General features: G+C 69.7%; 26 protein-coding genes. 10 read left to right on the plus strand and 16 right to left on the minus strand.

What is annotated here, in order from left to right; all coding sequences use genetic code 11:
* Positions 1-71: 71 nt before the first annotated feature.
* The gene (locus AB0J71_RS06405; RefSeq protein WP_352318450.1) at positions 72-746 is read left to right on the plus strand and encodes a FadR/GntR family transcriptional regulator; all 675 of its coding nucleotides are present in this window, start codon (positions 72-74) and stop codon (positions 744-746) included.
* 7 nt (positions 747-753) lie between these two features.
* Here AB0J71_RS06405 and AB0J71_RS06410 read toward each other — a convergent pair whose 3' ends face one another.
* A complete protein-coding gene (locus AB0J71_RS06410) occupies positions 754-1,596 on the minus strand; it encodes an SDR family oxidoreductase (RefSeq protein ID WP_364413088.1) in 843 nt (280 codons plus the stop codon).
* Positions 1,593-1,880 carry an antibiotic biosynthesis monooxygenase gene (locus AB0J71_RS06415; RefSeq protein ID WP_352318454.1) on the minus strand — a complete coding sequence of 96 codons (288 nt, stop codon included), beginning with the start codon at positions 1,878-1,880 and terminating at the stop codon, positions 1,593-1,595. Before AB0J71_RS06415 ends, AB0J71_RS06410 begins: the two co-directional genes overlap by 4 nt.
* A gap of 63 nt (positions 1,881-1,943) precedes the next feature.
* On the opposite strand from AB0J71_RS06415, the gene AB0J71_RS06420 reads away from it, so the two are divergent.
* Complete coding sequence (locus AB0J71_RS06420; protein WP_352318456.1) at positions 1,944-2,399, plus strand: helix-turn-helix domain-containing protein; 456 nt, start codon at positions 1,944-1,946, stop codon at positions 2,397-2,399.
* 19 nt (positions 2,400-2,418) lie between these two features.
* Here the strand turns inward: AB0J71_RS06420 and dnaN are convergent, their stop codons facing one another.
* The 3 genes from dnaN to AB0J71_RS06435 form a co-directional block, all read right to left on the minus strand.
* A complete protein-coding gene (dnaN, locus tag AB0J71_RS06425) occupies positions 2,419-3,516 on the minus strand; it encodes a DNA polymerase III subunit beta (protein ID WP_364413090.1) in 1,098 nt (365 codons plus the stop codon).
* A 113-nt stretch (positions 3,517-3,629) separates the two neighbouring features.
* Positions 3,630-4,283 carry a response regulator transcription factor gene (locus tag AB0J71_RS06430; RefSeq protein ID WP_352318460.1) on the minus strand — a complete coding sequence of 218 codons (654 nt, stop codon included), beginning with the start codon at positions 4,281-4,283 and terminating at the stop codon, positions 3,630-3,632.
* Positions 4,283-5,701 carry a histidine kinase gene (locus tag AB0J71_RS06435; protein WP_364413092.1) on the minus strand — a complete coding sequence of 473 codons (1,419 nt, stop codon included), beginning with the start codon at positions 5,699-5,701 and terminating at the stop codon, positions 4,283-4,285. The genes AB0J71_RS06430 and AB0J71_RS06435 overlap by 1 nt, the downstream gene beginning before the upstream one ends.
* 109 nt (positions 5,702-5,810) lie before the next feature.
* Between AB0J71_RS06435 and AB0J71_RS06440 the strand changes: the two genes are divergently transcribed.
* The gene (locus tag AB0J71_RS06440; RefSeq protein ID WP_364413094.1) at positions 5,811-6,716 is read left to right on the plus strand and encodes an ABC transporter ATP-binding protein; all 906 of its coding nucleotides are present in this window, start codon (positions 5,811-5,813) and stop codon (positions 6,714-6,716) included.
* Complete coding sequence (locus AB0J71_RS06445) at positions 6,713-7,444, plus strand: ABC transporter permease (RefSeq protein ID WP_352318465.1); 732 nt, start codon at positions 6,713-6,715, stop codon at positions 7,442-7,444. The genes AB0J71_RS06440 and AB0J71_RS06445 overlap by 4 nt, the downstream gene beginning before the upstream one ends.
* Positions 7,445-7,449: 5 nt before the next feature.
* Here AB0J71_RS06445 and AB0J71_RS06450 read toward each other — a convergent pair whose 3' ends face one another.
* Positions 7,450-8,361 (minus strand): SMP-30/gluconolactonase/LRE family protein, encoded by a 912-nt coding sequence (locus AB0J71_RS06450; RefSeq protein ID WP_352318467.1) that lies wholly within the window; start codon positions 8,359-8,361, stop codon positions 7,450-7,452.
* Between the two features lie 56 nt (positions 8,362-8,417).
* Between AB0J71_RS06450 and AB0J71_RS06455 the strand changes: the two genes are divergently transcribed.
* Positions 8,418-8,849: an Lrp/AsnC family transcriptional regulator gene (locus tag AB0J71_RS06455; RefSeq protein WP_352318469.1), complete on the plus strand. Its 432-nt coding sequence runs from the start codon at positions 8,418-8,420 to the stop codon at positions 8,847-8,849.
* 9 nt (positions 8,850-8,858) lie between these two features.
* Positions 8,859-9,365, plus strand: a complete 507-nt coding sequence (soxR, locus tag AB0J71_RS06460; RefSeq protein WP_352318471.1) for a redox-sensitive transcriptional activator SoxR — start codon at positions 8,859-8,861, stop codon at positions 9,363-9,365.
* Here soxR and AB0J71_RS06465 read toward each other — a convergent pair.
* A complete protein-coding gene (locus AB0J71_RS06465) occupies positions 9,331-9,786 on the minus strand; it encodes a universal stress protein (protein ID WP_352318473.1) in 456 nt (151 codons plus the stop codon). The two genes, soxR and AB0J71_RS06465, sit on opposite strands and share 35 nt — an antisense overlap.
* Positions 9,787-9,900: 114 nt before the next feature.
* Complete coding sequence (locus AB0J71_RS06470) at positions 9,901-12,534, minus strand: replicative DNA helicase (RefSeq protein ID WP_364413096.1); 2,634 nt, start codon at positions 12,532-12,534, stop codon at positions 9,901-9,903.
* 284 nt (positions 12,535-12,818) lie between these two features.
* Between AB0J71_RS06470 and AB0J71_RS06475 the strand changes: the two genes are divergently transcribed.
* Both AB0J71_RS06475 and AB0J71_RS06480 read left to right on the plus strand, forming a co-directional pair.
* Complete coding sequence (locus AB0J71_RS06475) at positions 12,819-14,120, plus strand: MATE family efflux transporter (protein ID WP_364413098.1); 1,302 nt, start codon at positions 12,819-12,821, stop codon at positions 14,118-14,120.
* 122 nt (positions 14,121-14,242) lie between these two features.
* Complete coding sequence (locus AB0J71_RS06480) at positions 14,243-15,712, plus strand: amino acid permease (RefSeq protein ID WP_364413100.1); 1,470 nt, start codon at positions 14,243-14,245, stop codon at positions 15,710-15,712.
* On the opposite strand, the gene AB0J71_RS06485 is transcribed toward AB0J71_RS06480, so the two are convergent.
* The 7 genes from AB0J71_RS06485 to rpsF all read right to left on the minus strand — a co-directional run bounded on the left by AB0J71_RS06485 (position 15,709) and on the right by rpsF (position 20,125).
* Positions 15,709-16,452 (minus strand): amino acid ABC transporter ATP-binding protein, encoded by a 744-nt coding sequence (locus AB0J71_RS06485; protein WP_352322937.1) that lies wholly within the window; start codon positions 16,450-16,452, stop codon positions 15,709-15,711. The two genes, AB0J71_RS06480 and AB0J71_RS06485, sit on opposite strands and share 4 nt — an antisense overlap.
* Positions 16,449-17,288: an amino acid ABC transporter permease gene (locus AB0J71_RS06490; protein WP_352322938.1), complete on the minus strand. Its 840-nt coding sequence runs from the start codon at positions 17,286-17,288 to the stop codon at positions 16,449-16,451. Before AB0J71_RS06490 ends, AB0J71_RS06485 begins: the two co-directional genes overlap by 4 nt.
* A gap of 17 nt (positions 17,289-17,305) precedes the next feature.
* The gene (locus AB0J71_RS06495) at positions 17,306-18,184 is read right to left on the minus strand and encodes an ABC transporter substrate-binding protein (protein ID WP_352322939.1); all 879 of its coding nucleotides are present in this window, start codon (positions 18,182-18,184) and stop codon (positions 17,306-17,308) included.
* Positions 18,185-18,367: 183 nt separating this feature from the next.
* On the minus strand, positions 18,368-18,814 hold the full coding sequence (rplI, locus tag AB0J71_RS06500; RefSeq protein WP_352322940.1) for a 50S ribosomal protein L9: 447 nt from the start codon (positions 18,812-18,814) through the stop codon (positions 18,368-18,370).
* 14 nt (positions 18,815-18,828) lie between these two features.
* Positions 18,829-19,065, minus strand: coding sequence for a 30S ribosomal protein S18 (gene rpsR / locus AB0J71_RS06505; RefSeq protein WP_020543048.1), 237 nt, complete (start codon positions 19,063-19,065; stop codon positions 18,829-18,831).
* Positions 19,066-19,128: 63 nt separating this feature from the next.
* Positions 19,129-19,686 (minus strand): single-stranded DNA-binding protein, encoded by a 558-nt coding sequence (locus tag AB0J71_RS06510; protein WP_352322941.1) that lies wholly within the window; start codon positions 19,684-19,686, stop codon positions 19,129-19,131.
* Between the two features lie 148 nt (positions 19,687-19,834).
* Complete coding sequence (gene rpsF / locus AB0J71_RS06515; protein WP_026214314.1) at positions 19,835-20,125, minus strand: 30S ribosomal protein S6; 291 nt, start codon at positions 20,123-20,125, stop codon at positions 19,835-19,837.
* Between the two features lie 191 nt (positions 20,126-20,316).
* Here rpsF and AB0J71_RS06520 point away from each other — a divergent pair, with 191 nt between their 5' ends.
* Positions 20,317-20,634 (plus strand): hypothetical protein, encoded by a 318-nt coding sequence (locus tag AB0J71_RS06520; RefSeq protein ID WP_352322942.1) that lies wholly within the window; start codon positions 20,317-20,319, stop codon positions 20,632-20,634.
* A 58-nt stretch (positions 20,635-20,692) separates the two neighbouring features.
* Here the strand turns inward: AB0J71_RS06520 and AB0J71_RS06525 are convergent, their stop codons facing one another.
* Complete coding sequence (locus AB0J71_RS06525) at positions 20,693-20,872, minus strand: hypothetical protein (protein ID WP_352322943.1); 180 nt, start codon at positions 20,870-20,872, stop codon at positions 20,693-20,695.
* A gap of 76 nt (positions 20,873-20,948) precedes the next feature.
* On the opposite strand from AB0J71_RS06525, the gene AB0J71_RS06530 reads away from it, so the two are divergent.
* Complete coding sequence (locus tag AB0J71_RS06530) at positions 20,949-21,692, plus strand: deoxyribonuclease IV (protein ID WP_364413102.1); 744 nt, start codon at positions 20,949-20,951, stop codon at positions 21,690-21,692.
* The last annotated feature ends 53 nt before the right edge of the window (positions 21,693-21,745 follow it).

The following is a 21,745-nucleotide window of genomic DNA, read 5'->3' on the forward strand; positions in this document are numbered from 1 at the left end:
GAGTCTGGAATAATTAGGGTCGACCAGTCATTGACTCATAGGATGATTGGTTTCCCCGGAGGAGGCGGACTGTGAGTCTGCGTACGGCGCAGCGGGCTTCGCTCGTCGACCAGGTGATCGATCAGCTCAAGGAGCAGATCACCTCAGGGTCGTGGCAGATGAACGGCAAGATCCCCACCGAGACCGTGCTCGCCGAGCAACTCGGAGTGGGACGCAACACCGTTCGCGAGGCCGTGCGCGCGTTGACGCACGCCGGGCTGCTGGAGTGCCGTCAGGGGGACGGCACTTACGTCCGGGCGACCAGTGAGCTGTCGGGGGCGATGCTGCGCCGGCTGCGCCAGGCCGAGCAGCTGGAGATCCTTGAGGTGCGGCGCGCGCTGGAGGTGGAGTCCGCCCGGCTGGCCGCGACCCGCCGCACCGACGAGGACATCCGCCGCATCGAGGCCGCGCTGGCCGAACGCGACCGCGCCTGGGAGCTGGACGACCCCGACTTCTTCGTCGAGGCCGACCTCGCCTTCCACATGGCGGTCGCGCACGCCACCCACAACCTCGTGCTCATCGACCTCTACGAGGACTTCTCGGCGGCTCTGCGGGCCAGCATCACGGCCGCGGGCACGTCGTTCAACAAGAGCTACATCCCGCACGACGCCATCGCCCGCGCCATCGCCGCCGGCGACGCCACCGCGGCCGAGCGGGCCGGGCACGCGTGCATGGAGCACATCCTCATCGCCCTCACCGACTCCTGACCGGCCCTCATGCGGCGGGGCGCAGCTCGGCCGCATGGTCCTTGGCGAACTCGGCGAAGCTGCGGCCAGGGCGCCCGGTCACGTCGGTGAAGGCCGTCGTCGTGAGGTCGCCCCAGTTCGCGGCGTACGCCGTGAGGTATTCCCTGGTGACGGCCGCGTCCCATTCGCGCATGCCGGCGTCGAGCATCGAGCGGTAGGCGTCGTCGGGGGCGACCGGCTGGTAGGCGATCGGCGTGCCGTAGACGTCGGTCAGGGCGCCGGCCGCCTCCCCCAGCGAGATGCTGGCCGGGCCCGTGAGCGTGTAGATGCGGCCCTTGTGCGGCGCCGGGTCGCGCAGCACCGCGGCGGCGAAGTCGCCGATGTCGCGGACGTCGACCAGCCCGATCCGGCCGTCGCCCGTGCCGCCGTAGAGGGTGTCGCCGGCGACCGAGCCGAGCAGGTTCTGCATGAAGAAGGCCGGGCGGATGACGGTCCAGTCGAGGCCCGAGGCGGCCAGCTCGACGTCGGACAGGGCGTGCAGGCGGCCGTTGCGCGTGGGGGCGTCGTGGGCGGCTCCGATGGCCGACAGGCGCACGACGTGCCGCACCCCGGCCTTCCGGGCCGCCCAGAGGGCGTTCATGCTCGCATGGGGCGCCTGGGGGCCCATGGCGGTCAGCAGCCACAGGGTGTCGACCCCTTCGAAGGCGGCGTCGAGCGTGGCGGGCTGGTCGAGGTCGCCGACGGCCACCTCGACGCCCTCGGGGGCCCTGGCCGCGTCGCGCACCAGGACGCGCACGTCGCTCAGGTCGCCCAGCGACTTCAGCACGGCCCCGGAGACGGTGCCGGTGGCACCGGTGATCAGGATGGTCATCGCAATGTCCCCTCTTCTGCGGAGATCAACTCGTCGATCAGGTCGAAGAACTTCTGGATGCCGGGCAGGTTTGCGCCCTTGGCACGGGAGGCGGCGAAGTCGTCGCCCGAGCGCCAGTCGACGATGTCCAGCCATTCGTCGTCCGACAGGCGGACCAGCCGGGCGCCGAGGAAGCCGGCGCGGTCGGCCGCGAAGTCGGCGAGCATGCCCGGACGGGCCGCCAGCAACTGGCCGGCGCGTTCCGGGGACACTCTGAATCTGGTGAGTTCCACTGTCGTGGTCATGGCACGACAATATAGTAAGAATCAGTGACAGTCAAAATCAGTGACTAATTGGGAGGGCCACCCGTGCGCAGGAGTCATCGCAAGCAGGACGAACCAGACCTCGGCGTCCTGGCGGGGCGCACGCTCTTCGCCCTGCAGCGCGACCTGTTCGCCAAGCTGGCCGAGCAGGGGCATCCGGGGCTGCGGCCGCGGCACGGCGCCGTGCTGGCCTACCTGGACGAGGAGGGCAGCAGGGCGACCGACCTGGCCGCGCAGTCGGGGCAGCACAAGCAGGTGATCGGCACGCTGGTGGACGAGCTGGTCGCGCTCGGCTACGTGGAGCGGCAGCCCGACCCCGCCGACCGGCGGGCCAAGCTGATCGTGCCGACGGACAAGGCGCTGGACCACATGGCGAAGTCGGACGCGATCATCGCCGAGATGGAGGCCGCGCACGCACGGGCCGTGGGCGAGCAGGCGTACGCGGAGTTCAAGAGGGTCTTCAAGCTGGTCGCCGAGCGGCAGACGGACGCGGCGGAGTGACGGCTCGGGTCAGGCGACCTCAGGTCAGGCGCAGCGACATGACCAGGTAGCGGAAGGCGGGCTGGGCGTCGCCCGGCACGTCCTGGATGAGGGCGGGCCTGGTCGGCGACTCCATGTTGAGCCTGGCCAGCTCGCTCTCGATGCCGGTCAGGCCGTCGAGCAGGAACTGCGACTGGAAGGCGATCTGGATGTCGTCGCCGCGCAGCTCGCACGGGACCACCTCGGTGCCGCGCCCGATGTCGCCGCCGCCCGCCTGGATCAGCACCTGGCCCTGCGAGAACGACAGCCGGATCGCGGTGTTGCGCTCGGCCACCAGGGCCACCCGCTTGATCGCGTTGACGAACGGGGTCACCGCGACGTCGGCCCTGATCGACCAGTCGGAGGTCAGCCTGGCCCGGTAGTCGATGAACTGCTCGTCGAGCAGGCGCACGGTGGTGCTGCGGCCGACGCTCTCGAACCCGGCCACGCCGTCGCCCATCGCGACCGACACCTCGCCGCCGCGCAGCGACTTGGCCACCTCCACCAGCACCTTCGCCGGCACCATGGCCGAGACGGCGACGTCGGGAGCGGCCGGACGCCAGGCGAAGTCGCGGGCGGCGATGCGGTAGCGGTCGGTGGAGGCCATCGCCACGGACTCGCCCTCGATGTCGACCCGGATGCCGGTGAGCATCGGCAGCGTGTCGTCGCGGCTGGCGGCGGGCGCGACCTGGCTCACCGCGGAGGCGAACACGCCGCCGCCGATCGCGCCGATGCTCGGGGGCATCGTGGGCAGGGCCGGGAAGTCTTCGACCGGCATCGTGATCAGCCCGAACTCAGCGCTTCCGCAGGTCAGCACGGCCTCGGCGCCTTCGGTGACGATCTCGACGTCTTCGGCGGGCAGGCTGCGGCTGATCTCGGCGAGCAGGCGGCCGGGGATGAGCACGCTCCCGGACTCGACCACGTCGGCGTCGACCAGGGCGCGCGCGGAGACGTCGTAGTCGAAGGCGGACAGGCTCAGCTCGTCGCCCGCCTCCAGCAACAACCCGGAGAGTACGGGCACCACCGGGCGGCTGGGCAGGACTCTGGCGGCCCATGCCACCGCATCTGCCAGTACATCGCGGTTAACCCGGATCTTCACGAGGATCCACCCTTTCGTCGCGCCGTGCCTCTATGAAAATAGCCGCTCCCACCGACAACTCCGGCTGTGTCCGGGCACGGCTGAGCGCCCTGTGCACCATGAGCCTGGTGGGATCAGGCGCGGCTGTTCAGGTAGGCGAGCACGGCGAGGACGCGGCGGTTGTCGTCGTCGGAGGGGGCCAGGCCGAGCTTGGCGAAGATGCCGGCCGTGTGCTTGGCGACGGCGCTCTCGCTGAGGAAGAGCCGCTGGGAGATCGCGGCGTTGGAGCGGCCCTCCGCCATGGCCTCCAGCACCTCGCGCTCGCGGGGCGTGAGCGCGGCCAGCGGCTCGTTCCTGGCGTTGCTGGCCAGCAGCTTGGCGATCACCTCGGGGTCCATCGCGGTGCCGCCTTCGGCCACCCTGCGCACGGCGTCGACGAACTGCTCGGCGTTGAACACCCGGTCCTTCAGCAGGTAGCCGATGCCGCCCGAGCCGTCGGCCAGCAGCTCGCGGGCGTAGAGCTGCTCGACGTGCTGCGACAGCACCAGGACGGGCAGCCCCGGGATCTGCGCGCGGGCGGCCAGCGCGGCCTGAAGGCCCTCGTCGGTGAACGTGGGCGGCAGCCGTACGTCGACGACCGAGACGTCTGGACGCAGCTCCAGCAGGCCCTTCAGCAGCTCCGGCCCGCTCTCGACGGCGGCGACGACCGTGAACCCGTGCGCCTGCAGCAGGTGGACCAGGCCGTCCCTGAGCAGGTAGAGGTCTTCGGCGACGAGCACCCGCTGCATCAGCAGGGCCCCAGACCGCCGACGCGGCCGAGTACGAGGCTTCTGTTGTGGACGAGCCGGATGCGCATGGCCGCAATGTACATGAGCGTGCCGAGGGCGATGTTGGCCACGATCACCGGCCACTGCAGGGGCTCGGGCAGGTACAGGGCGAGGAACCAGCTGCGCTCGTCGATGTGGAACGCCTTGAAGATGGCCGTGACGAGGCCCTGGGGGAACAGCGGGCACCAGGCCGTGGCGTACAGGACGGCGATCGTGGCGGCCTTCCTGGGCGGCAGTTTCGCCTGCTCGGCCTGGTCGGGAAGGACGTGCGGGACGTCCAGGGTGACGGTGGTGGGGCCGCCCGGCGGGCTGTGCAGGGCCAGCACGCCGTCGAAGGCGGCCAGGCGGCGTTCGATGCCGGTCAGCCCGCTGCCCTTGGCCGGGTCGGCGCCGCCCATGCCGTCGTCGCTGACGGTGACGCGCAGGGCCGCGCCGTTGACGCTGATGTCGATGGCCACCGACTCGGCGCCGCTGTGCCGGGCGGCGTTGGCGAGCAGTTCGCTGATCGCGAAGTAGGCCGCCGCCTCCACCGGGGGTTCCAGGCGGTGGGGCAGCTCGACGTCCACCTTGACGCGCAGCGGGCTGTCCATGGCCAGGGCGCGCACGGCGTCGGCGAGGCCGCGTTCGGCCAGCACCGGCGGGTGGATGCCGCGGATGACGGTACGCAGCTCGGTCAGGGTCTCGGCGGAGGCGTCCCTGGTCTTGGCCAGCAGGGCCTTGGCGGCGGCCGGGTTGTCGTCGATGAGCTGCTCGACCGCGCCCAGCGTCATGCCGATGGCCACCAGCCGGGCCTGGGTGCCGTCGTGCAGGTCGCGTTCGATCCTGCGCATCTCGGCGGCCTGGGAGTCGGCGGCCAGGTTGCGCACCTGCCGGAGATGGGTGATCTGGACGGCCAGGCGGCTGGCGGAGGTGGCGCCGAGCAGGAGGCGGACGGTGAGGGCGTACAGACGCAGGCCGCGCGCCGGGAGCAGGACGAACAGCGGCAGCAGGCCGATCTTGACGATCGGGTCGAGCGTCAGCCAGAGCGTGTCGCGCCAGGTCGCCGGGTCGGTGAGCAGCCACTTGAACCGGTCGTTCCAGGCCGGCATGCGCGGCGACTTGTACAGCGTGCGGTCGACGCGGTAGAGGCCGTCGGCCATGGGGACCGGCGGCGGCGGCTCGGGCAGGTAGGGCGCCTCGATCTCGACGCCGGTCCAGGCGCGCAGCAGGTGGCGGTGGCGCTCGGCCGTCCGCCTGACCAGCCTGGCCTGCCACGGGAAGAAGAAGACCATCCCCAGCGCGAACGACAGCGTGATCATGGCGCCGGCCAAGGGGATCAGCGCCACCTCGACCAGCAGCAGCGCGAACAAGACCGCGACCTGCCCGAACCGTTGCAGCATGCCCCTAGTCTGCGCCAACATCCCCGCCGGGGACATTGCACCTAGATACACCCTTGCTCGGCATCTACCGAGATTCCCCGGAAAACCCGCAGCTCCTAGCGTCGATGCCATGAAGGTGATCGAAGTGAGGAACCTGCGCAAGCAGTATCCGAACCACCTCGCGGTGGACGACGTGTCTTTCGAGGTCGCCGAGGGCGAGATCTTCGGCATCCTGGGCCCCAACGGCGCCGGCAAGACCACGACCGTGGAGTGCGTGGCGGGCATGCGCCCGGCGGACGGCGGCACCGTACGCGTGGCCGGCCTCGACCCGCGGCGCGACCGCGACGAGCTGCGCCAGGTGCTCGGCATGCAGCTGCAGAGCGCCGCGCTGCCGGAGAAGATCAAGGTGTGGGAGGCCCTGGACCTGTACGCCTCCTTCTACCCCGACCCGGCCGACTGGCGGGAACTGCTCGAACACGTCGGCCTGGCGCACAAGCGGGACGCCGCCTTCAAGAGCCTGTCCGGCGGCCAGCGGCAGCGGCTGTCGGTCGCGCTGGCGCTGGTGGGCCGGCCCCGGGTGGCGGTGCTCGACGAGCTGACCACCGGCCTCGACCCGCAGGCCCGCAGGGACACCTGGGAGCTGGTCGAGCAGGTACGCGACTCGGGCGTGACGATCGTGCTGGTCACCCACTTCATGGAGGAGGCCGAGCGGCTCTGCGACCGGCTCGCGCTCATCGACGCGGGCAAGGTGGTGGCCACCGACACGCCCGCGGGGCTGATCGCCCAGGTGGAGGCCGAGCAGCACGTACGGTTCCGCCCCTCCGGCCCGCTGGACGACGCCGTGCTGCTGGCGCTGCCCGAGGTGCGCGAGGTCGTCCGGCACGGCGGGCAGGTCTCGGTGTCCGGCACCGGCAACCTCGCCCACGTGGTCACGCTGGCCCTGGCACAGCACCAGATCATCCCCGCCGACCTGCGCATCGAGCAGGCGACCCTGGACGACGCGTTCCTCGCGCTCACCGGAAGGAAGTTGTCATGACGAAGATCCTGCTCGTAGAGGCCAAGCTGCACCTGCGCGACTGGCCGTTCATGATCTTCACCATCGGGTTGCCGGTCGGCCTGCTGCTGGTGCTGGGGCTCAGCGTGCCGGACATGACCAAACCCGACGCCTCCGGACTGCGGTCGGTGGACGCCCACATGCCGGCCATGATGACCCTGCTCGCGCTGCTGACGCTGGCCTGCAGCGTGCTGCCCACCGTGCTGGCCGGCTACCGGGAGCAGGGCGTGCTCAGGCGCATGTCCACCACGCCGGTGCACCCCGGACGGCTGCTGACCGTCCAGCTCCTGATCAACCTGACCGTCGGGGCCGTGTCCACGGTCGTGCTGATCGTGGCCGGGATGGCGGCGTTCGGGACGTCGGCGCCCAGGCAGTGGCTCGGGTTCGTGCTGGTCTTCCTGCTCGGCACCGCCGCGCTGATGGCCATCGGCCTGGTGATCGCGGCGCTGGCGCCCAACGGGAAGGCGGCCTCGGGGATCGGCTCGGCGGTGATGTTCCCGCTCATGTTCGTCGGCGGCATGTGGCTGCCGCGCGAGATGATGCCGGACGCCCTGCGCAAGGTCAGCGACTTCTCCGTGGCCGGGCCGTTCGCCCAGGCGCTCAAGGACACCTGGGCGGGGCAGAGCCCCCAGCTCCTGCACCTGGTGGTGATGGCCGCGGGGCTGGCGGTGTTCGGGGGCCTGGCCGTGCGGCTGTTCCGGTGGGAGTAGGGACGTCAGCGGCGGGCCCAGACCGGGCGGGCGCCGGTGACGTTGGTCATCAGGGAGTAGAGCGAAGAGGAGGAGGCGATGAACAGCCGATTCCTCTTCAGCCCGCCGAACACCAGGTTCGCGGTGAACTCCGGCAGCCTGAGCCGGCCGATCAGGGTGCCGTCGGGGTCGTAGCAGAGCAGCGCCTTGCCCGCCGCGGCCCAGACGCGGCCGGTGTCGTCGAGGCGCATGCCGTCGAAGTTGTCGGCCTGGGTGCCCTCGGCGAAGATCCGGCCGCCCGACAGCGTGCCGTCCTCGCGCACCTCGAAGACGCGCAGGTGCCTGGCCCTGGTGTCGGCGACGTACAGCAGCTTCTCGTCGAGGGAGAAGGCCAGGCCGTTGGGGCGGACGAAGTCGTCGGCCACCACGCGCACCTCGCCGGTCACCGGGTCGGCGCGGTAGACGTGGCAGCCGTCGATCTCCTGCTCGGCCACGACGCCCTCGTAGTTGCTGGTGATGCCGTACGGGGGGTCGGTGAACCAGACGGAGCCGTCGGAGCGCACGACCGCGTCGTTGGGGCTGTTGAGGCGCTTGCCCTGCCAGCGGTCGGCGATGACGGTGATCGAGCCGTCGGGCTCGGTGCGGGTGACGCGGCGGTTGCCCTGCTCGCACGAGATCAACCGGCCCTCGCGGTCGAGGGTGTTGCCGTTGGTGTAGCCGGACGGCTGCCGGAACGGGCCGACGGCGCCGGTCATCTCGTCCCAGCGCAGCATGCGCTCGTTGGGGATGTCGCTCCAGACCAGGAAGCGGCCGGCCGGGAAGTAGACCGGGCCCTCGGCCCAACGGGTGCCCGTGTGGAGGCGTTCGATCCGGTCGTCGCCGCCGATCGTGGCGAAGCGCTCGTCCAGAACTTCGAACTCGGTGGGGATCGTGTCCATGGCGGCCACCATACGCCATTCGACCATCACTACATTTCGCCAGATAGCATTCGGTTGTGGATGACATCGACAGGACACTGATCGGCCTGCTGCTGGAGGACGCGACGCAGTCGTACGCCGCGCTCGGCAAGGCGGTGGGGCTGTCCAGCGGGGCCGCGCACGAACGCGTGCGCAAGCTGCGCGAGCGCGGCGTGATCAGGCGCACCACGATCGAGGTGGACCAGGCCGCCCTCGGCCGCACGGTGACCGCCTACGTGCTGGTCGACGGCGCGAGCTGGATGGGCGACAGCGCCGGCCTGCTGGCGCGCATCCCCGCCGTCGAGGAGGCCCACGTCATCGCCGGGCCCGCGTCGCTGCTGCTCAAGGTGCGCACGTCCAGCACCAAAGAGCTCCAGGACGTCCTGCGCCAGATCTTCGAGGTGGACGGCGTGACCGGCACCCAGACCGTCGTCGTGCTGGAGACGTTCTTCGAACGAACCCTCAAGTAAGCTTCAGGTATGGTCGCCTGGAACAGCAGAGAACTGACGGTCGGACAGCTCGCCGAACGCAGCGGCGTGGCCGTCTCCGCGCTGCACTTCTACGAGACCAAGGGGCTCATCGCCAGCCGCCGCACAGCGGGCAACCAGCGCCGCTACCACCGCGACACGCTGCGCAGGGTCGCCTTCATCCGGCTCTCGCAACGCCTCGGCATCCCCCTCGCGACCATCAAGGACGCGCTCTCCGAGCTGCCCGACGGGCGCACCCCCACCCGGGAGGACTGGGCCAGGCTGTCGGCCGCCTGGCGCGGCGAGCTCGACGACCGCATCGAACAACTTCAGCGGCTGCGCGACGACCTGACCGACTGCATCGGCTGCGGCTGCCTGTCGCTCGACCGGTGCCCGGTGGCCAACCCCCGCGACCGGCTCGGCGAGGAGGGACCGGGCGCCCGTCGTATGGACACCCGGCTGTCCCCGCCCAAGGTCTGCTGCGTCACGCCTTCGGCTGCGCAGCCGGCGGAACGATGAGCGTCGGCCGGCGGGCGTGGTGCAGCACATGGTTGGACACGCTGCCGAGCAGCACCGACCTGACCCCCGCCAGGCCACGCGAACCGGTCACGATGAGCGAGGCGTCCAGCTCGTCGGCCACGTCGACGATCGTCTTCCAGATCGACTCGTTGTCGGCGACCGCGCGGTGGCTCACCTCGGGCAGCCCGGCGGCGGTGGCCAGCTCGGCGCCCTCCTTGGCGTAGTACTCGGCCTGGGCCTGCCCCTCGGTCTCGGTCTCGGGGGAGATCGCCCCCGCCGCCAGCGGGTGCTTCCTGACCTGCACGAGCAGCGGCTCCCACACGGTGACGACGACGGCCGGCTGGGCGGCCAGGTGCTTGGCGGCGAACTCGATGGCGCTGCGCGAGTCGGCCGAGCCGTCGTAGGCGATCAGGATGGTCATGGCGTTCTCCCCTTTGCTTCAGTCATCGGGTAAAGCGCCCCGGTGATCGATCGCCATCCCTTCCGCGCTGTCTGCTTTGTCACACCTTGACCCGGCTTTCGCGGTTCTTCGGGGTCAGTGCTGGGCCATGTCCACGAAACGGCTGTAGTGCCCCTGGAAGGCCACGGTCACCGTGGCAGTGGGGCCGTTACGGTGCTTGGCCACGATCAGGTCGGCCTCACCGGCCCGGGGGGACTCCCGCTCGTAGGCGTCCTCACGATGCAACAGGATGACCATGTCGGCGTCCTGCTCGATGCTGTTGTGCACCGCGATGCCGTTGGCGACGAAGTTGTGGGTGCCGAGGACCGTGGCGTCGAACACCGGCTGATCGCCCAGGCTCTCGATGGATGCGACCTCGTCCCAGAACACGTCGTTCGTCGCCAGCATCTCCATGTCGGCGTCGTCGAGGATCGAAGCCACCTTGCCCAGACGTTCCCGGCTCGGCGCGTGCTTCCACGACGTGCTGCCGCAGAACTGGGTACCGAGCCGGGCGGAGAACTCCCGGTGAGTCATTCCGCGCTCCGACAGCACGCCGCGCACGCGGTCCCAGATCTCGCGGGGAACCGTGTCCAGGTTGGTGTTGCCCTTGATCTCCCGCAGCCGGCCCGCGGACGCGTCCGCCTGCGCCGACCGCTCGCCGTGCACGCCCACCTCGTCCAGGAACCGCAGCTGGTTCTCGGCACCGTAGACGGCCAACTGGTATCCGGGCCTGTGACCGTCCTTCCGCACCTCCTTCACGCGGGTCATCACGTTGAACCGGAGGAGCAGCCGAGCCACGTCGTCCACCAGCCTGCGGCTCGTCGAGGCGTAGTAGATCCTCGACTGACCGCTCTTCGCGTCCCACCACACACAGCCATCGGTGGCCCACAGGTGCCGCAGGAACAGCGCGATCCGCTTCTTGGGCAGGGAGAAGACCCCATCAGGGACGAACTTCTCATGGCTCCGCAACCCGAAGAGCCCCAAGCCGTCCAGCCAGGCGGCGACGGGGTTGCGCCTGCCGTGCGTCAGCCGGTGGGGAGCCGGCAACCTCAAGGTGGTGACCCGTGCGGCAGCGTACTCGTCGCGGACGGCACTGATCCCGAAGTGCTCGGCCGCCCGCGTGACCGCCGTCAGGCAGGCCTCGTCCGTGCTCGCGTAGCGGATCGGCTGGCGCTTGACGAAGGAGCCGTCGCCGATCATGTGCGCGAGCAGCACGATCTCCGCCTCCGACCACTCCTGGAGGCCCTGCGGGGCCGGAACGTGACGTGGAACCGCCAGCCGGGACCCGGTGGTCAGCTCACCCAGCGGCCGCCAGCCGTCGTAGGTCAGGAAGGGGTGGTTCGCGGTGGCCTCGATCTCACGCCCCGAGCGCAGGCGCAGGCGGAAGACCTCCTTGACCCCGCTCGGGAAGGCGTGGGTCATCGTGCGCGGCACGAGCCGCAGCCGTTCGTCGAGCGACCACACCGGGATGTCCCGCGCGCCGCTCTCCAGCAGTTCGCCGATCGACACCTCGGCGCCGGTGTCGGCGCGCATGATGCGGGTGGCGGCGGTCAGGCAGCCCGATTCGCGAAGGTCGCTGACCGCCGGGCGCTTGTCCGTGCGCTGCTCGGGGCCTCGGTTGAGCTGGGAGATGGCGATGACCGGCACCTCCAGCTCCTTGGCCAGCAGCTTGATGGCACGGGAGATCTCCGAGACCTCGTTCTGGCGGCTCTCGGTCTTCTTCGGCGAGCTCATGAGCTGGAGGTAGTCGATGACCACGAACCGCAGGTCGTTGCGCTGTTTGAGCCGCCGGCACTTGGCCCGGATCTCCATCATCGACATGTTGGGCGAGTCGTCGATGAACAACGGCGCCTCGGCCACCTCGCTCATCCTGCGCGCGAGGCGGGTCCAGTCGTCGTCGCCCATCATGCCCGAGCGCATCGCGTGCAGGGCGACCCTGGCCTCGGCGGACAGCAGACGCATGGTGATCTCGTTGCGGGACATCTCCAGCGAGAAGATGACAGTGGTCATTCCATGCTTGATCGCCGCAGATCGTGCGAAATCTAGACCAAGGGTGCTTTTGCCGATGGCCGGGCGGGCGGCCACGACGATCATCTGGCCCGGGTGGAGGCCGTTGGTGAGCTGGTCGAGGTCCTGGAAGCCGGTCGGGACGCCGACCATCTGGCCGCCGCGGCTGCCGATGGCCTCCAGTTCGTCGAGGGCGCCCGGCATGATGTCGGCCAGCGGCGCGTAGTCTTCCGACGTGCGGCGCTCGGTGACCTTGTAGATCTCCGCCTGGGCGCGGTCGACGAGGTCGTCGACCTCCTCGTTCTGGCCGCCGTAGCCGAAGGAGACGATGCGGGTGCCGGCCTCGATGAGACGGCGCAGGATCGCCTGCTCGCGCACGATCTTGGCGTAGTAGCCGGCGTTGGCGGCCGTGGGGACGACCGCCGTGAGCGTGTGGAGGTAGGCGGCGCCGCCCACCCGGGCCATCTCGCCGCGTTTCTGCAGCTCGTCGAAGACGGTGACGGCGTCGGCGGGCTCGCCGCGGCCGTAGAGGTCGGTGATGACGTCGTAGACCATCTGGTGGGCGGGCCGGTAGAAGTCGTCGGACCGCAGGATCTCGACGACGTCGGCGATGGCGTCCTTCGACAGCAGCATGCCGCCGAGCACCGACTGCTCCGCCTCGATGTTGTGCGGCGGGGTGCGCTCGAAACCGGGGCCTCCGCCGCCCTCTTCGTCAATGCTCACCGCGCCCCCTCGAACAACCTTGCAGGCGGTCGCACCACCCCCACTTGTAGCCGACCGGTGTGACAGTTTCGCTCGTTCGGCGCGTGAGGGCAACGCGGCCTGTGGACAACGCTGTGGGTGAGCTGTGCACTATCGCGCTCAGGGTGTGAAAGCTCTGTGGACGAGCCTGGGGATAACTCTTTCGGATATGCACCGATCATCGTCTGACCTGGGCAAACAGTGTCCACCGACTGTGGAGGAAAGAAAGTTGGCCCGACACGCCGTGTAATGGCCATAATAGACAAATGCCCATTACACCCCGGGACCGGGAGATTCTGCGGCTCGCGCTGCCGGCGTTCGGCGCGCTGGTCGCCGAGCCGCTCTTCCTGCTGGCCGACTACGCCATCGTCGGCCACGGCCTCGGCACCACGGCCGTGGGCGCGCTGGGGGTGGCGGGGGCCGTCCTGGCGACGCTGGTGAACCTCTGCGTCTTCCTGGCCTACGGCACGACGGCGTCCGTGGCGCGGCAGAGCGGCGCCAGCAACCACACGCGGGCCATGCGCAACGGCGTGGACGGCATCTGGCTCGCCCTGTCCATCGGCGTCGTGCTCATCGCCCTGGGCTGGCCGCTCGCGCCGGCCATGGTGGACCTTTTCGGAGCCGGTCCCGACCAGGCCGCGCTGGCCGTGACGTACCTGCGGATCAGCCTGCTCGGCGCGCCCGGCATGCTGGTCGTGCTGGCCGGCACCGGGGTGCTGCGCGGTCTCCAGGACACCGTCACGCCGCTGGTGGTGGCCGTGGGCTCGTTCGCGCTGAACGCGGCGCTGAACGCCTGGTTCGTGCTCGGGCTGCAGTGGGGCATCGCCGGCTCCGCCTGGGGCACCACGCTGGCCCAGACGCTGGGCGCGGCCGTCTACCTGGTCGTGGTGGTCAGGGGCGCGCGACGGCTCGGCACGCCGCTCATGCCCGACCTGGCGGGCGTCCGGCAGGCCGGTACGGCCGGTTTCGCCCTGCTCATCCGTACGGTGTGCCTGCGGATCGTGCTCATCGTGGGCACGGTGGTCGCCACCAGGATGGGCCAGGCCGAACTGGCCGCGTACGCCATCGCCGGCCAGGTGTGGAACCTGATGGCCTTCGCCCTGGACGCGATCGCGATCGCCGGCCAGGCCATCACCGGACGCTCGCTCGGCGCCGGGGACACGGTGGCCACCAGGGCCGCGACCAGGCGGATGATGCAGTGGGGCCTGTGGTCGGGCCTGGCGCTCGGCGTGGTGGTCGTGGCGGCCAGGCCGCTGCTGCCCGGCCTGTTCGGCGCCGACCCGGCGGTGACCGGCGAGCTCCTGGCCGTGTTGTGGCCGGTCGCGCTGTTCCAGCCGATCTGCGGCGTGGTGTTCGTGCTCGACGGCGTGCTGATCGGCGCGGGCGACCAGCGCTACCTGGCCTGGGCCGGGGTGTGGACGACGCTGGCGTACCTCCCGGCGGCGTTCCTGGCCGCCGGGTTCGGCGTGGTCGCGCTCTGGTGCGCGCTCGGGGTGTGGATGATCGCCCGATTGATCACCCTCGGGCGGCGCGCGGCCGGCACGGCCTGGCTGGTGACCGGCGCGTAGCCGATCCGACCAGCCGCGTCCCCCCTGCGCACGCCCGGACGCCGGGTCACCGTAATCGTCCTGTGCTTGCCGTTGTCCAAGTGGTGAGACAGAGTGGGCGAGTTCCCTGAGCGGGGTGTTCCGTGTCCACGATTCTTCGACGACTGCCACCGTCAGAGGCGACCGGGTTACGCACCGGCGCCCGGCACAGCCTGCCCGAGGTCTACCGCCCGGCCGACCTCGTCGTTCTCGGGCTCGGCGTCATCATCGGCGCCGGCATCTTCAGCATCGCCGGCGAGCAGGCCCACACCATGGCCGGTCCCGGCGTGATCCTCTCGTTCATGATCGCCGGTATCGCGTGCCTGCTCGCCTGCCTGTGCTACGCCGAGCTGTCGTCCACGATGCCGACCTCGGGCAGCGCCTACACCTTCACGTACGTCATCTTCGGCGAGGTCTGGGCCTGGATCATCGGCTGGGCGCTGATCCTGGAGCTGCAGTTCGCCGCCGCGGTGGTGGCCAGGGCGTGGGCGTCCATCGCGGTCAAGGCGGTCGCCGACTTCGGCGTGCGGGTGCCTCAGGGCGCGGACGACGTGCTCGTCCTGGTCATCCTGGTGCTGCTCACGGGCATCGTGGCCGTCGGCGCGCGGGTGGGGCTCCGGGCGCTGTGGATCATGGTGTCGGCCAAGCTGCTGGCCATCGGGGCGGTCATCGTCGTGGGCCTGACCCACATCGACGTGGCCAACTACGGCGACTTCTACGTCGAGCCCAAGGCCCTGCCCGTCCGTCCGCAGACCATCATCGAGCTCTTCGCCGGGCACGGCATGGCCTTCGGCTGGTTCGGCGTCTTCGCCGCGGCCTCGGCGATCGCGTTCGCCTACATCGGCTTCGACATCGTCGCGACCTCGGCCGAGGAGAGCGTCAACGCGCCGAAGTCGGTGCCCAAGGGCATGATCCGCAGCCTGGTGATCGCCACGGTCATCTATCTGGCGGTCGCGCTGGTCATGGTGGGCATGGTGTCGTACACCAAGATCAGTGGGGACGCCCCGCTGTCCAGCGCGTTCCGTGCCGTGGGCGTGGACTGGATGGTGCACGTCATCGACGCGGGGGCGGTGCTCGGGCTGACGACCGTGATCCTGGTGCTGATCGTGGGTCAGACGCGGGTGCTGTTCTCGATGGCCCGCGACGGGCTGATCCCGCGCGGCCTGGCCACGGTCAGCCGCAAGTACCACACCCCGTCGCGGGTGACGCTGGTGATCGGGTTCATCGCGATCGTGCTGGCCGAGTTCGTCCCGGTGCTCACCATGCAGGAACTGGTCGTCATCGGGACGCTCTTCGCGTTCCTGTTCGTGGCGGCCGGGGTGATCGTGATGCGGCGGCGCATGCCGCACCTGGAACGCGGCTTCCGCGTGCCGCTCTCGCCGCTGCTGCCCGCGCTGTCGCTGGTCGCCACGCTGTGGCTGATGCTCAACCTGCGCCTGCTCACCTGGGCGTGGTTCGTCCTGTGGATGGCCTTCGGCCTCCTGGTCTACCTTCTGTACGGCCGCCGCCACAGCCTGCTGGCCACCCCGCGGGCGGCCCCGGCCGAACCCGGCCGGGGCCGTCACCGTCGCTAGAGGCGTCCGGATTCGAGCACGCTGCGCAGGAACTCCCTGGTGCGCGGCTGCTCCGGCGCGGCGAAGATCTTCTCCGGCGGGCCCTTCTCCACCAGCACCCCGCCGTCGAGGAAGCACACGGTGTCGGAGATGTCGCGGCAGAAGCTCATCTCGTGGGTCGTGAGGATCATCGTCATCCCCGACTCCTTGAGCTCCCTGACGATCCCCAGCACCTCCACCACCAGCTCGGGGTCGAGCGCCGAGGTGACCTCGTCCAGCAGCATCAGCCTGGGCTGCATGGCCAGCGCCCGGATGACCGCCACCCGCTGCTGCTGCCCGCCCGAGAGCTGGTCGGGGTAAGCGCCGGACTTGGCCGCGAGCCCGAACCTGGCCAGCAGCTCGTGCGCCTGCTCCTCGGCCTGTTCCTTGGACGTCCTGAGCACCCGCCGGGGCGCGAGCGTGATGTTGTCGAGCACGCTCATGTGCGGGAACAGGTTGAACGCCTGGAAGACGATGCCGAGCCGCTTGCGCACGTCGTCGACGTCCACGCGGGGGTCGGTGATCTCCTGGCCGTCGAGGTGGATGGCGCCGTCGTCGACGGTCTCCAGCAGGTTCACGCAGCGCAGGAGGGTGGACTTGCCCGACCCGGACGCGCCGATCAGGCTGACGACCTCGTGCGGCTGCACCTCAAGGTCGATCCCGCGCAGCACGCTGTGGCCGTGGAAGTTCTTCCACACCCCTTCGATGGTCAGCAGGCTCATGCGCCACGCCTCCTGCGCGTACGGGCGGCCAGGTGGTCGGTGAACCTGGCCATCGGGATCGTGAGCAGGATGAACACCAGCGAGGCGACCAGGTAGGGGGTGTAGTTGAACTTGCTGGTGGCGATGATCTGGGCCTGCCTGAGCGCCTCCAGCGGCCCGATCGTGGCCACCAGGGCGGTGTCCTTCTGCAGCGAGACGAAGTCGTTGAGCAGCGGCGGCACGACCCGGCGGGTGGCCTGCGGAAGCACCACGAACCGCATGGCCTTGACGTGGCTCAGGCCCAGCGAGCGGGCGGCGGCGATCTGGCTCGGATGCACCGACTCGATGCCGGAGCGGAACACCTCGGCCACGTACGCGCCGTACGACAGCGTCAGCGCGATCACGCCCAGCGTCGCCAGGTCGGTCGGGATGCCCTGCAACCGCAGCGCGGGCAGCCCGAACCCGATGAGGTAGATGACCAGGATCGTCGGCACGCCGCGGAAGACGTCGGTGTAGAGCGTGGCCAGGGCCCTGATCGGGAAGAACGCGGGCGCGGTGATGCCCCTGGCCAGCGCCACCAGCAGCCCGACGATCAGGATCAGCGGCTCGGCGATCAGGAACATCTTGATGTTGAGCAGGAACCCTTCCAGCACCTTGGGCAGCGCGGCGACGAACCATTCGGGCGCGAAGAACGCCTCCCGTACCCGGGGCCATCCGGGCGAGTTCGTGACCAGGACGGCGACCAGGACGATGAACACGATCGTCGAGGCCGTCGCGATCGAGGCCGAGCGGCGCGCCCGTGATCGGCGGACGCGCTCGCGCTCAAGCTGCCGTTGCGAGGGGACGTGCTCGCTCACGGGCTTACTGGTCGGGCTCACGACAGTTCGGGCGCGCCCGCCGCCGAGCCCAGCCATTCCTGCTCGATCTTCGCCAGCTCACCCTTCGACTTCAGCGAGTCGACGGCCTTGTCGACGCAGGGCTTGAGCGCGCTGCCCTTCTCCATGACCAGCCCGAACTCCTCCGGCGTGCCGCCGGTCGAGCTGAACTGGCCGACGATCTTGGAGTTCTCCACCTGGGCGGCCGTCACGTAGAACGCGGTGGGCAGGTCGACGACGATCGCGTCCACCTGCTTGTTCTTCAGCGCGTTCACGGCGTCGACCTGGTCGTTGTAGACGTTGGGCTCGGCGGAGGGCTTGACGACGTCCTTCACGCCGGCCAGCGACGTGGTGCCCACCTGGACGCCGAACTTGGCGTCCTTGAGCTCGGCCACGCTCTTGGCCTCGGCGAACTTGCTGCCCTTGATCGCCACGACGGCCTGCTTGACCGTGTAGTAGCCCTTGCTGAAGTCGACGGCCTTGGCGCGGTCGGGGTTGATCGAGACCTGGTTGACGTCGAAGTCGAACTGCTTGGCCCCGGGTGCGAACGCGGAGTCGAACTTGACCGTGCTCCACTCCACCTCGGTCCGGTCGAAGCCGAGCTCACCGGCCACCGCGAACGCCACCGCGCTCTCGAACCCCTGGCCGTTGCTCGGGTCGTCGTTCTTGAACCACGGCTCGTAGGCCGGCTTGTCGGTGCCGACCGTCAGCTTGCCGCCGTTGACGAGCTTGAGCTGGTCCTTGGCGCAGGCGTCGGCCGCCGTGGAGCCGGTCGCGGCGGGACCGGTCGCCGTGGCGGCCGGCTGGTCGGCCGGGGCACATGCGACGGCCCCTACCGCGAGCACACCGATCGCGAGCAGCATCGTGGAACGGGCCATGGCAGAGCCTCCAGGGGGAAACACACACAAAGAACGCAGGCATTCTACGCTGCCCCGATAGGGATTAAGTGCGCAGGTCACCAGGTCAGCCGGCCCCGCCGGGGAACGCGTCGCCGTGGCAGCCGGTCGCCCGGAACACGAAAAAGCCCCTCTCCTGGCGGAGAGGGGCTTGATCAGCGTTCGTCAGCCGGCCACGACGTCGACGTCGACGGACGCCGACACCTCGGGGTGGAGCTTGACGGTGATCTTGTGCGACCCGACGCTCTTGATCGGGTTGCGGATCTCGATGCGACGGCGGTCGAGGATCGGGCCGCCGGCCGCCTTGACGGCGTCGGCGATGTCGCCCGTGGTGATCGAGCCGAACAGCCGGCCCGACTCGCCCGCGCGGGTGGACAGCCGCACGCGCAGGGCGCCGAGCTGGCCGGCGACCTCCTTGGCGGTGCCGAGGTCGCGGATCTCGCGAGCGTCGCGAGCCTTCTTGATGGTCTCGATCTGGCGCTCGGCGCCACGCGTCCAGCGCATGGCGTAGCCGCGCGGGATGAGGTAGTTACGGCCGTAGCCGTCCTTGACCTCGACGACGTCGCCAGGGGCGCCGAGGCCGGAGACCTCGTTGGTGAGGATGAGCTTCATGTCGACAGACCTCCTTAGCGCGCGGTGCTCGTGTAAGGCAGCAGAGCCACCTCACGGGCGTTCTTGATCGCGGTCGCCACGTCGCGCTGGTGCTGGGTGCAGTTGCCCGTCACCCGGCGCGCACGGATCTTGCCGCGGTCGGAGATGAACTTCCGCAGCAGCGCCGTGTCCTTGTAGTCGACGTATGAGATCTTGTCGTGGCAGAACAGGCAAACCTTCTTCTTGGGCTTGCGCAGTGCCGGCTTAGCCATCGTGGTGCTCCTCTCAGAGCCCCGCCTTTCGGGCGGGAATGGACTCGGGCTTGTGGACAGGTGTTAGAAAGGCGGTTCGTCGCTGAAGTCGTTGCCGCCGCCGAAGCCGCCGCCCTGGTTGCCGCCACCGCCGCCGCCGAAGCCGCCGCCACCGCCCTGGTAGCCGCCGCCCTGGGGCGGGGCGGGCGAGGCAGAGGCCCACGGGTCGTCGGCGGGACCGCCGCCGAAGCCGCCGCCACCGCCGCCACCCTGGCGGGTGGTGCGGTTGACCTTGGCCGTGGCGTTGCGCAGGGACGGGCCGACCTCGTCGACCTCGACCTCATAGACCGTGCGCTTCTCGCCTTCCTTGGTCTCGTAAGACCGTTGCTTGAGCCGCCCCTGCACGATGACCCGCATGCCGCGCTGGAGGCTCTCGGCGGCGTTCTCCGCCGCCTGCCGCCACACGTTGCAGGTCAGGAAGAGGCTTTCGCCATCCTTCCACTCGTTGGTCTGGCGATCCATGAACCGCGGAGTGGACGCGATGCGGAATCGAGCCACCGCTTGACCCGTCGGGGTGAAGCGCAGCTCCGGGTCGTCGACAAGGTTGCCGACGATGGTGATTACGGTGTCGCCTGCTGCCATGGCTAGCGCTCGCCTTCCTGCACGCCTTCGCTTGGATTACGGCTCAGAGTACGGGTGCTCTCCGACAAAAAGCCGGTGGTCGTCAACAAGAAACCCGCTCGTTGGGCCGCCTCCCGGGGGGACGGCCCGCTTCGCGGCTTTCCTGTGGCTAGTGCACGTCCGGGCGCAGGACCTTGGTGCGCAGGATGCCCTCGTTGAGGTTCATCTGGCGGTCGAGCTCCTTGACCGTCGCGGGCTCCGCGGACAGGTCGATGACGGCGTAGATGCCTTCCGACTTCTTGTCGATGTCGTAGGCGAGACGGCGACGGCCCCAGACGTCGACCTTCTCCACGGTGCCGCCGTCGTTGCGGACCACGGTGAGGAACTGGTCGAGGGACGGCGCGACAGTGCGCTCATCGAGCGAAGGGTCCAGAATGACCATTACTTCGTAACGACGCATGCGGGACTCCAACCTCCTCTGGACTTTTGCGGTCACGACACTCTGCCGTGACAGGAGGACGCTGACGTCAGGCCGCGGCGCCCCATTTCGGCGCCCCGGGGCGATGGGTCACCCATCACAACGCAGCGCTGCCCAGGTTACCAGCCACGAGTAGGTGGGAAGGCCTGTAGGAAACCAAGGGGGTGGCGGCTGTGCCACATGTGCTTCATCCCTCCGAAAGGGAGCGGTTCAGGCTCACGCTCAACACCGACGGACGCTCTCACCCGGTGGAGAACGGCCTGGCGATCGCGACACTGGTGTGCGGGCTCGTGGCGTTCGTCGCCGCGTTCTTCCCCGCCGCCCACGTGATCTCGTCCTGGATCGGCACGCTCGGCTTCGGGACCGGGCTCTACTCGCAGTACATCTCGGTGACCACGCCGCAGCGCTCGGTCAACATCGTGGGCCTGGTGGCCTCGTTCGTGGGGGCCGTGCTCGGCATCGCCCACGGCGGCTTCCTGCCGCATCCTTGACGGGCCCCGCACCCGGCCGACGGCCCCGGTGACGCCGGGGCCGTCGGGTATATGTGACTCACCTGCCGATGTGCAGGTCGATGCCGAGCAGCACCAGGAACCAGAGGAACACCGCGAGCAGGGCCTCGGCGACGTCCCGGAGGAGACCCGGGGTGATGTAGTCGTGGAGCCAGGCGACGTAGATTCCGACGATCACGTAGACCAATAAGATCAGCGCCCGCAGCCGCCAGCGTGTCATGTGCGCTCTCCTCGGGGGTAGGGGGTGCCGGGCGTCTTCCCGGAGGCCGTTGCGCCAAACGGATAAGCTCCTTGACATGGTGCGTATCGGAGCTCACGTCGACCAGGACGATCCCGCCGCTCACGCCGAACGGGTCGGGGCGGAGGTCGTGCAGTTCTTCCTCGGCGACCCGCAGGGCTACGCCAAGCCGGTGCTGCCGGACAAGCCGGTCGAGGGCGTCGACGTCTACATCCACGCCCCCTACCTGATCAACGTCGCCACGACGAACAACCGCATCAGGATCCCCAGCCGCAAGCTGCTCGAACAGCACCTCAAGGCGGCCGCGGGGATCGGCGCCAAGGGCCTGGTCGTGCACGGCGGCCACGTCAACAAGAGCGACGACCCGCAGGTGGGCTTCGACAACTGGCGCAAGGTGTTCGAGCGCATGGAGTGCCCGATCCCCGTGCTCATCGAGAACACCGCGGGCGGCGGCAACGCCATGGCCCGCAAGCTGGAGCGCATCGCCCGTCTGTGGGACGCGCTCGACGGCTTCGACGTGGGCTTCTGCCTCGACACCTGTCACGCGCACGCGGGCGGCGAGGAGCTGGTCGACCTGGTCGAGCGGGTCAAGGCGATCACCGGCCGCATCGACCTCGTCCACTGCAACGACTCGCGCGACGACTTCGACTCCGGCGCCGACCGGCACGCCAACCTGGGTCAGGGGAAGATCGACCCGGAGCTGATCCTCGCGGTCTGCCGGGCGGCGGGCGCGCCGGTCGTGGTGGAGACGCCGGGCGAGGGCCAGGCCGACGACATAGCGTTCCTGCGCAAGAACCTCTGAACGTCTCCCGGCCGAAAACACACAGCCTGTGGATAACTTCCCTGGATTACCGA

The sequence above is a fragment of the Nonomuraea sp. NPDC049637 genome (genome assembly GCF_040675235.1).
GTDB lineage: Bacteria > Actinomycetota > Actinomycetes > Streptosporangiales > Streptosporangiaceae > Nonomuraea.

What these genes read in the sequence shown, in the direction of transcription:
- AB0J71_RS06410 (WP_364413088.1), bottom strand. Translation starts at nt 1,596, where the DNA reads ATGACCATCCTGATCACCGGTGCCACCGGCACCGTCTCCGGGGCCGTG.
- AB0J71_RS06415 (WP_352318454.1), bottom strand. Translation starts at nt 1,880, where the DNA reads ATGACCACGACAGTGGAACTCACCAGATTCAGAGTGTCCCCGGAACGC.
- AB0J71_RS06430 (WP_352318460.1), bottom strand. Translation starts at nt 4,283, where the DNA reads ATGCAGCGGGTGCTCGTCGCCGAAGACCTCTACCTGCTCAGGGACGGC.
- AB0J71_RS06435 (WP_364413092.1), bottom strand. Translation starts at nt 5,701, where the DNA reads ATGCTGCAACGGTTCGGGCAGGTCGCGGTCTTGTTCGCGCTGCTGCTG.
- AB0J71_RS06440 (WP_364413094.1), top strand. Translation starts at nt 5,811, where the DNA reads ATGAAGGTGATCGAAGTGAGGAACCTGCGCAAGCAGTATCCGAACCAC.
- AB0J71_RS06445 (WP_352318465.1), top strand. Translation starts at nt 6,713, where the DNA reads ATGACGAAGATCCTGCTCGTAGAGGCCAAGCTGCACCTGCGCGACTGG.
- AB0J71_RS06450 (WP_352318467.1), bottom strand. Translation starts at nt 8,361, where the DNA reads ATGGACACGATCCCCACCGAGTTCGAAGTTCTGGACGAGCGCTTCGCC.
- soxR (WP_352318471.1), top strand. Translation starts at nt 8,859, where the DNA reads ATGGTCGCCTGGAACAGCAGAGAACTGACGGTCGGACAGCTCGCCGAA.
- AB0J71_RS06465 (WP_352318473.1), bottom strand. Translation starts at nt 9,786, where the DNA reads ATGACCATCCTGATCGCCTACGACGGCTCGGCCGACTCGCGCAGCGCC.
- AB0J71_RS06475 (WP_364413098.1), top strand. Translation starts at nt 12,819, where the DNA reads ATGCCCATTACACCCCGGGACCGGGAGATTCTGCGGCTCGCGCTGCCG.
- AB0J71_RS06485 (WP_352322937.1), bottom strand. Translation starts at nt 16,452, where the DNA reads ATGAGCCTGCTGACCATCGAAGGGGTGTGGAAGAACTTCCACGGCCAC.
- AB0J71_RS06495 (WP_352322939.1), bottom strand. Translation starts at nt 18,184, where the DNA reads ATGGCCCGTTCCACGATGCTGCTCGCGATCGGTGTGCTCGCGGTAGGG.
- rplI (WP_352322940.1), bottom strand. Translation starts at nt 18,814, where the DNA reads ATGAAGCTCATCCTCACCAACGAGGTCTCCGGCCTCGGCGCCCCTGGC.
- rpsR (WP_020543048.1), bottom strand. Translation starts at nt 19,065, where the DNA reads ATGGCTAAGCCGGCACTGCGCAAGCCCAAGAAGAAGGTTTGCCTGTTC.
- AB0J71_RS06510 (WP_352322941.1), bottom strand. Translation starts at nt 19,686, where the DNA reads ATGGCAGCAGGCGACACCGTAATCACCATCGTCGGCAACCTTGTCGAC.
- rpsF (WP_026214314.1), bottom strand. Translation starts at nt 20,125, where the DNA reads ATGCGTCGTTACGAAGTAATGGTCATTCTGGACCCTTCGCTCGATGAG.
- AB0J71_RS06525 (WP_352322943.1), bottom strand. Translation starts at nt 20,872, where the DNA reads ATGACACGCTGGCGGCTGCGGGCGCTGATCTTATTGGTCTACGTGATC.
- AB0J71_RS06530 (WP_364413102.1), top strand. Translation starts at nt 20,949, where the DNA reads ATGGTGCGTATCGGAGCTCACGTCGACCAGGACGATCCCGCCGCTCAC.